Origin of the sequence: Fusobacterium massiliense, from assembly GCF_900095705.1 — a bacterium.
In the GTDB taxonomy this organism is placed as follows: Bacteria; Fusobacteriota; Fusobacteriia; order Fusobacteriales; family Fusobacteriaceae; genus Fusobacterium; species Fusobacterium massiliense.
The window spans coordinates 1-11,634 of record NZ_LT608326.1; the positions used below are offsets into that span (position 1 = coordinate 1).

Genomic DNA, 11,634 nt, shown 5'->3' on the forward strand with positions numbered 1-11,634 from the left:
TCATCCTGAGCCAGGATCAAACTCTTCGTTCAATCTTTTTAAAGCTCATTTGCTTTTTTGTTTACACCAAATTTATGGTTGCTTTTTGTCTTTTCTCTATTCTGTTGTTAATGTCCTTTGTCATATCGACATCGGTTATGATATCATCTTTCAAAAACTTTGTCAACTACTTTTTTTCTTTTTTAATCATTTTTTATTATTTTTTTATTTTTTATTTCTTTTCCTTATCATTTCCAATTAATAATTCAATATAATATTTTATTATTTTTTAATAATTATCTAAAATATAAATATTTTAAATAAATTTTATCAATAACTATATGTATATAATTTTATAAATAAATTCTGGTATCAGAGAATAATTTTTAATATTTAAATTTAATTTTATATTTTTCTATAAATAAAGTCTCTTGATAGCCATATGAATTCTACGAGCTTAACGAGCACAGACTCTTCAAACTAATACGGACATCATTTTTTTATTTAATTTTATACTTTCCTATAGAATAAATAGAAAACTGCACCTTCAATCTTATGTCTAAGATTTTGAGTGCAGTTTAATATTAAACTTTACAATAATTTCTTGATAATTTAATCTGCTTATTTTTTAATATAATCCACTTACTCCATCTTCTAAATCTATTAGTATATTTTTCATTTGAGTATAGTGATCAAGTATGACTTTGTGAGTTTCTCTACCTATACCGGATTTTTTATATCCTCCAAATGGAGCATGTTCCGGAATTTGATTGTAAGTGTTTACCCAAACTCTTCCTGTTTCAATAGCTCTTGCCATATTTAAAGCTCTATTAATATTTTTTGTAAATACTGCTCCTCCAAGACCATATTCACTATCATTAGCCATAGCTATTACTTCTTCATCTGTCTTAAATTTAATTACAACAGCTAGTGGACCAAACACTTCTTCTTGTGAGATACGGCAAGCATTGTTTACATTTGCAACTAAAGTAGGTCTTACAAAATTCCCTTTTTCACAACCATTTTCAGTATATTTTTCTCCACCAGTTAAAATTATTCCACCTTCTTCTTTTGCAAGTTTAGCATAATTTAAAATAGTTCTTACTTGCTTTTCATCTATTTGGCTTCCCATAACTGTTTCAGGGTCTAATGGATTTCCTATTTTTATATTATTAAATTTTTCAACCAATCTTTTTACAAATTCGTCATAAATTCCTTCTTGTACAAAGATTCTTGAACCAGCACAACAAACTTGACCTTGATTAAATAAAATTCCAAGTTGAGCCCCTTCAAGAGCTTTTTCAATATCAGCATCATCTAAAATTATATTAGCCGATTTTCCTCCTAGTTCAAGAGTAGCCGGAATTAACTTCTCAGCAGCAGCAAGTGCTATATCTTTACCAACTGCTGTTGATCCTGTAAATGCTAACTTATCCAAATTAGGATGATTCTTTAAAAATTCTCCAGCTGTACTTCCTTTTCCGGTAATTAAATTTACAACTCCTTTTGGTAAAACTTTTTCAATTAATTCCATCAACACAATTAAACTAAGAGTAGTTGAACTAGATGGTTTAATTACAACTGTATCTCCTGCAGCAAGTGCTGGAGCAAGTTTCCAAGCTGCCATTAAGAATGGGAAGTTCCAAGGGATAATTTGTCCTACAACTCCAATAGGTTCTCTTAAAATTAAACTTAAAAACTTTTCATCTAAAACAGTAGCCTTTCCTTCATCTGCTAGAATACAACCGGCAAAATATCTAAAATGAGCTGATGCCAAAGGAATATCTACTCCCTTAGTTTCCCTTATAGGTTTTCCATTATCCATAGTTTCAACAGTAGCAAGCAAATCTTTATTAGCATCTATAATATCAGCTATTTCATTTAAAAGTTTTGCTCTTTCTTTTACTGTAGTTTTTTTCCATGTCTTAAACGCTTCTTTAGCAGCTTTTACAGCTAAATCAACATCTCCTTCAGAAGCATCTGGAAATTCAGATAACAGCTCTCCATTATATGGTGAATAAGTTTTTACTACAACTCCATTACTTGAATTTACCCACTCTCCATTTATAAACATCTTATATGATTTTTTTATTATATTTTCCATAATTTCACCTCTTAAAATATTATCAACATAAAAACTTTAGTCTTTTAGTCAATAATATTATATCATATATGTTTATTTTAGTATAGTATTTTATTCACATATTTTTATATTTCTTTTGTATACTCTTTTAAAAATTCAATTTCTTTTTTTGTTAAATAAGGACTTAATTTCTCAAAAACTTCCTTATGGTACAAATTTAATTGTTTCTTTTCTTCTTTTGTCAAAAGTGACTTTACTATTCCATCTAAGTCAATTGGAGCATAAGTTATTGTTTCAAATTCCATAAACTTACCATGCTCTGTTTCACAGCACTCTCTAACTAAAAGTTCATTTTCTATTCTTATTCCATGACTATTTTGGATATATGCTCCAGGCTCATTAGTAACTATCATTCCATTTTCTAGTCTTTGTGGATTATATTGCATTCTAATTCCATGAGGTCCTTCGTGAACATTTAAAACATGCCCTACTCCATGACCTGTTCCACATTTATAATCAATACCTACATTCCATAAGAATTGTCTTGCTAAAATATCTAAGTTTGTTCCCGTTGCACCAAATAAAAACTTTGCTCTTGTTAATGCCAACATTCCTTTCAACACTAATGTATTATCTACCCTTTTTTGTCTTGCAACTTTTCCTAAGAAAAAAGTTCTTGTAATATCAGTTGTTCCTTTTAAATAAGTTCCTCCCGAATCTAATAAATAAACTCCATCTTTTATTTGAACTTCATTTTCTTTGTTAGATTTATAATGCATCATAGCAGCATTGGCTCCAAAAGCTGAAATTGAATTGAAACTTAAATCTATAAAACCTTCTATTTTTTTTCTTAATGAATCTATTTTTTGTTCAGCAGAATATTCTGTTATTTTTTCCTTTTTATAATTATTTTTTAGCCAATACATAAATTTCACAACAGCTACTCCATCTTGTATGTGAATTTCTTTTGTATTTTTTATTTCTATTTCATTTTTATGTGATTTCAAATATGTACTAGGGTTCATTGAAGAAATTATTTCATTTTTTGATATAGCTTCGAAAATTCCATAACTTATCTTATTGAAATCCACTAAAATATTCCCCTTCAATTTCTTTATATCTTCGAAGAACATAAAGTATTCTTTTATTTCTATTTTATTATCTTTAAAATATTTATTACATTTTTTATCTAATTTAGAGTTATCTATGTATAATACTGACTTATCTTTTGAAATTATTGTAAAAGAAAGAGCAACAGGATTATTTTTTATATCCTCACCTCTAAAATTATAAATCCATGCTATATCATCTAAAGTAGTTACTATATTATAGTCTGCATTCTTACTTGAAATAATATCTCTAAGTTCTTGAATTTTATCATTGTATGACTTCCCACTATACTTATCTTCCAATATAAAAATTTTTCCATTTGGAAGGCTTTTTCTGTCTTCCCAAACTTCTGCCAACAAATCAAAATCAACAATTTTTAATTTTTTTTGACTCACAATTTCATTTACATCTGAATATGTCACGATTTTAGCATCTATACCCAATTTAGAATTTTCTTTCAATTTTGACAAAATATATTCTTTATAACTTGGAACACCTATATTGCCTTGTTTAAATAATTTTATTCCACTTCCAGCTAATTGTTTTTCAGCTTGAATATGATATCTGCCATCTGTCCACAAACAAGCTTCATCTTTAAATATTACTAAAGTTCCAGCTGAACCTGTAAAACCAGATAAATATTCTCTTCCTTTAAAATATATATCTATATACTCACTTTCATGATAATCTGAACTTGTAACAATATAAGCATCCGCTTTATATTTCTCTAAAATTTCTTGTGCTTTTTTTATTCTATTTAAAATTTTCATACAATCCTCCTTCTATTTTTTATTTTATAGGAAAGTAGTCTCCGACGTCCGTATTACTCTGAAGAGTATTTCGGTGAGCTTGGAAGAGTCATACGGCTATTAGGAGACTTTATTTATATTCATAATTAATATATTTCCTCTGTCTCATTAAAATTCTATATTTCTTTGAATTAATTGTATAGCAAATTTATTTAAAAAGCAATCTTTCTAAAGAAAAGTATTGAAAAAAAATAGAATAGTGTTAAAATAAATACAATACAAATTAAATTTAAGTTAAGGGGATAAAAAATGAATAAAATTAATATTGTTTATTATAGTTTTACCGGAAATACTTTAAGAATGGTTAAAGCTTTTGAAAAAGGACTTCAAGAAGCAGGAGTAGATTTTAAAAGTTATAGTATTGTTGAATTAAAAGATGACAATTTAGCATTTGACTGTGAAATACTAGCTTTAGCTTCTCCAGCTAACCAAACTGAAGAAATAGAAAAAAATTATTTCCAACCTTTTATGCAAAGAAATTCTGAAAAATTTAAGAATAAAAAACTTTATTTGTTTGGTACATTTGGTTGGGGAAGTGGTAAATTTATGGCTAAATGGATAAAACAAGTTGAAGAGCTTGGAGCAAAATTAGTTGAACTGCCTATGGCTTGTAAAGGTAGCCCAAATGCTGAAACAAAAGAGAAATTAGAAAATATGGCAAAGAAAATAGTTACAACTGAATAAACTAATTAAATTTTAATTTTTTTAAATTTACAATAAAACCATATCTAATAAACTATAGTGAACTGTATCTAAATTCTTCGACATAAGAATGGAAGTGCAGTTTTTTTACTCTATAAGAAAGTATAAATTTAGTCTCTGACGTCCGTATTAGTTCGAAGAGCCTGTGTTTATTGAGCTCGTAGAACTCATACGACTGTCAAGAGACTTTTTTTATTTTTCTATATATCTTTTTATATATTTATGATAAAATATACAATTGTAATATTATTTTAATTATCAAGCAATAAATTTTAATAAAATAAAAATAATTAAGGGAATTTGAAAGGATACAAAAAATGTTAGATTTGGAAAAAATCATTGTGATTGGGACGTCATATGAAAATCTTTCTCTTTTAGAGAGAGAAAACTTTATGAAAACTCGTCCAAAATATATCATAGAAGATTTTTTTAAGAATAAAAAAATAAATGGTTATGTTAATCTTTCTACTTGTTTGAGAACAGAGTTTTATTTGGAACTAAACTCTGAAATTAATGTGGATGATATTAAGAAAAATTTTTCTGTAGAGATGAAAATAAAGACTGGAATGGAAGCAATTGAATACTTGTTTAAAGTCGGTTGTGGATACTACTCAATAATAAAAGGGGAAGATCAAATACTTGCTCAGGTGAAATCTGCTCATACTGAAGCCTTAGAGAAAAACCACAGCTCTAAATTTTTAAATATTATTTTTAATAAAGCCATAGAACTTGGAAAAAAATTTAGAACAGAAAGTTCCATAGCTCATAATGCTTTATCTTTAGAAGCTATTTCTCTAAAATTTATAAAATCTAAATTTGATAATATTGAAGATAAAAACATTTTTATTTTAGGTATCGGTGATTTAGCTCAGGATGTTCTAGCACTTATGGTTAAAGAAAAACTTAAAAACATTTACATAACAAATAGAACTTACCACACAGCAGAAAAGATAAAAGAAAAATATGATATCCTAAATGTAGTAGATTATAAAGAGAAATATGATTCTATGAAATATGCAGATATAATAATTAGTGCTACTTCTGCACCTCATATAGTGGTTGAATACGATAAATTTATCAAAAATATGGTAGAAAATAGAAAATATCTTTTCTTAGATTTAGCTGTTCCTAGAGATGTTGATATAAGACTTGCTGAAGATTTTGAAAACATAGATATTTTTAATCTTGACGATATTTGGGAAGTATATAATCAAAACTCTATGAATAGAGATAAACTTTTGGAAGATTATTTGTATTTAATAGATGAACAAAAAGAAAAATTAATGAAATCTTTAAGTTTTTATGAAAAATAGTTCAGAAAGGGAAAAAATGAAAAAAAATATAGTTATCGGAACTAGAGGAAGTATACTTGCTCTTGCACAAGCAGAACTTGTAAAAAATATGTTATCAGAAAAATTTTCAAATATAAATTTTGAAATTAAAAAAATAGTTACAAGTGGAGATAAAGATTTAAAATCGAATTGGGAAAACAGTGATGTTTCTTTAAAAAGTTTTTTTACAAAAGAAATTGAACACGAATTATTAAATGGAGATATAGATATAGCAGTCCATTCTATGAAAGATATGCCTGCTGTTTCTCCAAAAGGCTTAATTTGTGGAGCTATTCCAGATAGAGAAGATGCAAGAGATGTACTTGTAACTAAGGGAGACTTTTTAGTAACTTTACCTAAAGGAGCTAAAGTTGGTACAAGTTCTCTAAGAAGAGCCATGAATTTAAAAGCTGTTAGACCTGATTTTGAAATCAAACATTTGAGAGGTAATATTCACACAAGATTAAATAAACTTGAAACTGAAGATTACGATGCTATTGTTCTTGCTGCTGCCGGTTTAAAAAGAGTAGGCTTAACAGATAAAATAAGTGAATACTTAAATGGAGAGGTTTTCCCTCCAGCTCCAGCTCAAGGTGTTTTATACATTCAATGTAGAGAAAATGATGAAGAAGTAAAAAATATTTTAAAAACAATCCATAATGAAGATATAGCTAAAATTGTTGAAATTGAAAGAGAGTTTTCTAAAATTTTTGATGGTGGTTGCCACACACCGATGGGATGTTATTCTCAAATTGATGGTGATAAAATTAAATTTACTGCTGTTTATTCTGATGAAGGAAAACAAATAAAAGCTGTAATAGAAGATAGTTTAGAAAAAGGAAAAGAAATTGCACATATGGCGGCTGATGAAATAAAATCTAAGATTACAAAAGGAAAGGTACAGTAATATAAAGGGGATAGAATGAAAAAAGGAAAAGCATATATCATTGGAGCAGGTCCAGGAGATTTTGAACTTTTAACAATAAAAGCAAAAAGAATTATTGAAAATTCAGATTGCATCGTATATGACAGATTAATTAGTGAAGATATACTAAAACTTGCTAAAAAAGATGCAGAGCTTATATATCTAGGAAAAGGAAATACAGAAGGTGGACTTATTCAAGATGAAATAAATGAAACCTTAGTGAAGAAATGTTTAGATGGTAAGAATGTTGCAAGAGTAAAAGGTGGAGATCCTTTTGTTTTCGGTAGAGGTGGAGAAGAAATTGAAGCCTTAGTTAAAAATGAAATAGATTTTGAAGTTATACCTGGAATAACATCTTCTATATCTGTTCCAGCTTATGCAGGAATACCTGTTACTCATAGAGGTCTTGCAAGATCTTTTCATGTATTTACTGGACATACTATGGAAAATGGAAAATGGCATAATTTTGAGAATATTGCTAAATTAGAAGGAACTCTTGTATTTTTAATGGGTGTTAAAAATTTAGACTTAATAGTCGGAGATTTAATAAAATTTGGAAAAAATTCCAAAACTCCTGTTGCTATTATAGAAAAAGGAGCAACTAAAAATCAAAGAGTTACAGTTGGAACATTAGAAAATATCTTAGAACTTGTTGAAAAAAACAAAATACTTCCTCCAGCAATTACAATAATTGGGGAAGTTGTTGAACTAAGAGAAAATTTCAAATGGTTTAAAAATGATATATTAGCTAAAAAGATTTTAGTTACTAGAGATAAAAAACAAGCTAAGGAAATGTCTGACAATATTTCTAAAAGAGGAGCTATTCCTGTTGAATTACCTTTTATAGAGATAGAAAATTTAAAAATTGATTTAGAATCTTTAAAAAAATATAAAGCTATCCTATTTAATTCTCCTAATGGAGTTAATGCATTTTTTGAAAATTTAAAAGATATTAGAATTTTATCAAATATAAAAATAGGAGCTGTTGGGGTTAAAACAAAGGAAGTTCTAGAAAATTATAAAATCATTCCTGATTTTATTCCAGAAGAATACTTAGTTGATAGATTAGCAGAAGAAGTTGTTAAATTTACAAATGAAAATGATAATATTTTAATAGTTACTTCTGATATTTCTCCTTGTAATATAGAAAAATATAATTCTTTGTACAAAAGAAATTATGAAAAAGTTGTAGCTTACAACACAAAAAAAATAAAAGTGGATAGAGAAAAAATTATTGAAGCTTTAAAAGATATCGATATCATAACTTTTTTAAGTTCATCAACAGTAGAAGCTTTTTATGAAAGCCTAGATGGAGATTTCTTTATTTTAGGAGATAAAAAAATAGCTTCCATTGGTCCTATGACAAGTGAAACTATAAAAAGATTGGGTATGAAAGTTTCTTATGAAGCTGAAAAATATACAGCTGATGGTTTATTAGATATTATTTTTAAATAATATCAAAATGGGGGAAAAATGTTTATAAGAACAAGAAGACTTAGAAGAAATAAATTAACAAGAGAATTAGTTAAAAATATAAGTATAGAACTAAACTCTCTTATTTATCCGTTATTTGTATGTGATGGAGAAAATATAAAATCGGAAATCGAATCTATGCCAAAACAATATAGATACTCTCTGGATAGATTAAATGAAGAATTAGATGAACTTTTATCTTTAGGTATAAATAATATTTTACTTTTTGGAATACCTAATATAAAAGATGAAGTTGGTAGTCAAGGCTATTCTGAAAATGGAATTGTTCAAAGAGCTATAAGACAAATAAGAAAAGATTATAAAGATAAATTTTTAATAATTACTGATGTATGTATGTGTGAATACACTAGTCATGGACATTGTGGAATTTTACATGAGCACGATGTTGAAAATGATATTACTTTAGAGTATATTTCAAAGATAGCTTTATCTCATGCAAAAGCCGGTGCTGATATTATAGCTCCTTCTGATATGATGGATGGAAGAATTGAAGCAATTAGAAAAACTTTAGATGAAAATAATTTTAAAGATATTCCAATTATGGCTTACAGTGTAAAATACTCTTCAGCTTATTATGGACCATTTAGAGATGCAGCAGATTCTGCTCCAAGTTTTGGAGATAGAAAAACTTATCAAATGGATTTTAGAAGCACTAATAATTTCTATAGAGAAGTTGAAGCTGATACTCAAGAGGGGGCAGATTTTATTATGGTAAAACCTGCACTGGCCTATCTAGATGTCATAAAATCAGTATCTCAAATAACAACTTTACCAATAGTTGCATATAATGTTAGTGGAGAATACTCTATGGTAAAAGCTGCAGCTCAAAATGGTTGGATAGATGAAGAAAGAATTGTTATAGAAAATATGTATGCAATAAAAAGAGCGGGTGCTGATATAATAATAACTTATCATGCAAAAGATATAGCAAAATGGTTGTCAAAATAAAAGGGAAGGGATAGATGTGAAATTTACTAATTCTGTTAAATTATATAAAAAAGCTGTGGACTTAATACCTGGTGGAGTTAATAGTCCGGTTAGAGCTTTTAAATCAGTTAATAGAGAAGCTCCTATTTTTGTGAAAAAAGGAGAAGGTTGTAGAATTTGGGACGAAGATGACAACGAATATATTGACTATATTTGTTCTTGGGGTCCATTAATTTTAGGACATAACCATCCTAAAGTTATAGAAGAAGTAAAAAAAATAATAGAAAATGGAAGTTCTTATGGATTACCTACAAAATATGAAGTAGACTTAGCTGAATTAATAGTTGATATTGTCCCATCTATAGAAAAAGTTAGACTAACAACTTCAGGAACTGAAGCAACTATGTCAGCTGTAAGACTTGCCAGAGCATACACTCAAAGAAATAAAATTTTAAAATTTGAAGGTTGTTATCATGGACATTCTGATGCTTTACTTGTAAAATCTGGGTCTGGATTATTAACTGATGGATATCAAGATAGTAATGGAATTACAGACGGAGTTTTAAAAGATACCCTAACATTGCCTTTTGGAGATATAGAAAAAGTTAAGAAAATTTTAGAAAATAAAGATATTGCCTGTGTTATCGTAGAACCTATCCCAGCAAATATGGGACTCATTGAAACTCATAAGGAATTTTTACTTGAACTTAGGGAAATAACTAAGAAAACAGAAACTTTATTAATTTTTGATGAAGTTATTTCTGGGTTTAGACTTGCTTTAGGTGGTGCTCAAGAATTTTTTGGAATTACTCCAGATTTAACAACTCTTGGAAAAATAATTGGTGGTGGCTATCCTGTTGGAGCTTTTGGCGGGAAAAAAGAAATCATGGATTTAGTAGCACCAGTTGGAAGAGTTTATCATGCTGGAACACTATCAGGAAATCCTATAGCTTCAAAAGCAGGATTTGCAACACTTACATATCTAAAAGAAAATAAAAGCATTTACAAAGACTTAGAAGAAAAAACAAAATATCTAGTGAAGAATATTGAAATATTAGCAAAAAAATATTCAGTTAATATTTGTGTAAATTCAATAGGTTCACTTTTTACTATATTCTTTAATGATAAAAAAGTTGAAAATTTAGAGGATTCTTTAAAATCGAATACAGAAAATTTTTCTATTTATTTTAATACGATGTTAGAGAATGGTGTTGTTGTTCCCCCATCTCAATTTGAAGCTCATTTCTTATCTATGGCTCATAAACAAAAAGATTTAGATAAAACATTAGAAATTATTGAGAAAGCATTTAAAAATATTGGAGAAAAAAATGGTAAATAAATTTTTTCCAGTTTCAATTGATTTAAATCATAAAAATGTTCTAGTTATTGGAGCAGGGAACATAGCTTATAGAAAAATTGAAACGTTATTAAAATATAATTGTAACATAAAAGTTATAACTAAAGATATTTCAGAAAAAAATATTTTAAGTCTTTATGAAAAAAAGAAAATAGAATTAATTAATTCTAAAGCTTTTGAAGAAAAAGATTTAGAAAATGTTTTTTTAGTTGTCGCTGCAACAGATAATGAAGAAATCAATAAAAATATATCCGATTTATGTATTAAAAAAAATATTTTAGTAAATAATATAACTTCAAAAAATGATATGAATTTAAGATTTATGTCAATTTGTGAAAAAGATGATATACAAATTGCAGTTTCAGCTAATGGTAATCCTAAAAAAGCAGTTGAAATGAAAAACAAAATAAAAGAATTAATATAGTTGAAAAATATATATAAATTGTGGTATAATACTTGAGGTCCATTGTAAAATATGTGTCTCTTTGAAGCTTAATTGAATATTTATTTAATTATGTTATCTCAATTTTAATTTATTATATGTTATAAAAACATTTGGAGGTTATTTAAATGGCAAATTCAAAATCAGCTAAAAAGAGAGTATTAGTAGCAGAAAGAAATAGAGTTAGAAATCAAGCAGTTAAAACTAGAGTTAAAACTATGGCTAAAAAAGTTTTAGCAACTATTGAAGACAAAGATCTAGAAGCTGCTAAATTAGCTTTATCTGTTGCATACAAAGAATTAGATAAAGCAGTTAGTAAAGGAATTTTAAAGAAAAACACAGCTTCTAGAAAGAAAGCTAGATTAGCTGCTAAAGTAAATTCTTTATAATTTAATTTCTACTCAAACAAAAAAGGAGTTTTTAACTCCTTTTTTATTTGATAGAAAAGTATAAATTAAATGGTTATTCGTCTCTG

10 protein-coding genes are annotated in these 11,634 nt (G+C 27.4%); 8 read left to right on the forward strand and 2 right to left on the reverse strand.

The genetic code is table 11. From position 1 onward, the window contains the following. Positions 1-607: 607 nt before the first annotated feature. Both BQ2505_RS02460 and BQ2505_RS02465 read right to left on the reverse strand, forming a co-directional pair. Positions 608-2,083, reverse strand: coding sequence for an aldehyde dehydrogenase family protein (locus BQ2505_RS02460; RefSeq protein WP_074016219.1), 1,476 nt, complete (start codon positions 2,081-2,083; stop codon positions 608-610). A gap of 104 nt (positions 2,084-2,187) precedes the next feature. Then, a complete protein-coding gene (locus BQ2505_RS02465; RefSeq protein ID WP_074016220.1) occupies positions 2,188-3,942 on the reverse strand; it encodes an aminopeptidase P family protein in 1,755 nt (584 codons plus the stop codon). Positions 3,943-4,230: 288 nt separating this feature from the next. Between BQ2505_RS02465 and BQ2505_RS02470 the strand changes: the two genes are divergently transcribed. The 8 genes from BQ2505_RS02470 to rpsT all read left to right on the forward strand — a co-directional run bounded on the left by BQ2505_RS02470 (position 4,231) and on the right by rpsT (position 11,548). Continuing rightward, the gene (locus BQ2505_RS02470; RefSeq protein WP_074016221.1) at positions 4,231-4,665 is read left to right on the forward strand and encodes a flavodoxin domain-containing protein; all 435 of its coding nucleotides are present in this window, start codon (positions 4,231-4,233) and stop codon (positions 4,663-4,665) included. Positions 4,666-5,000: 335 nt separating this feature from the next. Beyond that, positions 5,001-5,996: a glutamyl-tRNA reductase gene (locus BQ2505_RS02475; protein WP_074016222.1), complete on the forward strand. Its 996-nt coding sequence runs from the start codon at positions 5,001-5,003 to the stop codon at positions 5,994-5,996. Between the two features lie 16 nt (positions 5,997-6,012). After that, on the forward strand, positions 6,013-6,921 hold the full coding sequence (gene hemC / locus BQ2505_RS02480; protein WP_074016580.1) for a hydroxymethylbilane synthase: 909 nt from the start codon (positions 6,013-6,015) through the stop codon (positions 6,919-6,921). A 15-nt stretch (positions 6,922-6,936) separates the two neighbouring features. After that, the gene (gene cobA, locus BQ2505_RS02485) at positions 6,937-8,394 is read left to right on the forward strand and encodes a uroporphyrinogen-III C-methyltransferase (protein WP_074016223.1); all 1,458 of its coding nucleotides are present in this window, start codon (positions 6,937-6,939) and stop codon (positions 8,392-8,394) included. A gap of 18 nt (positions 8,395-8,412) precedes the next feature. Then, positions 8,413-9,381, forward strand: a complete 969-nt coding sequence (hemB, locus tag BQ2505_RS02490) for a porphobilinogen synthase (RefSeq protein ID WP_074016224.1) — start codon at positions 8,413-8,415, stop codon at positions 9,379-9,381. A gap of 16 nt (positions 9,382-9,397) precedes the next feature. Then, on the forward strand, positions 9,398-10,699 hold the full coding sequence (gene hemL / locus BQ2505_RS02495; protein ID WP_074016225.1) for a glutamate-1-semialdehyde 2,1-aminomutase: 1,302 nt from the start codon (positions 9,398-9,400) through the stop codon (positions 10,697-10,699). After that, positions 10,689-11,141: a precorrin-2 dehydrogenase/sirohydrochlorin ferrochelatase family protein gene (locus tag BQ2505_RS02500; RefSeq protein ID WP_074016226.1), complete on the forward strand. Its 453-nt coding sequence runs from the start codon at positions 10,689-10,691 to the stop codon at positions 11,139-11,141. The genes hemL and BQ2505_RS02500 overlap by 11 nt, the downstream gene beginning before the upstream one ends. Positions 11,142-11,287: 146 nt before the next feature. Beyond that, a complete protein-coding gene (gene rpsT, locus BQ2505_RS02505) occupies positions 11,288-11,548 on the forward strand; it encodes a 30S ribosomal protein S20 (protein ID WP_074016227.1) in 261 nt (86 codons plus the stop codon). Positions 11,549-11,634: the final 86 nt, after the last annotated feature.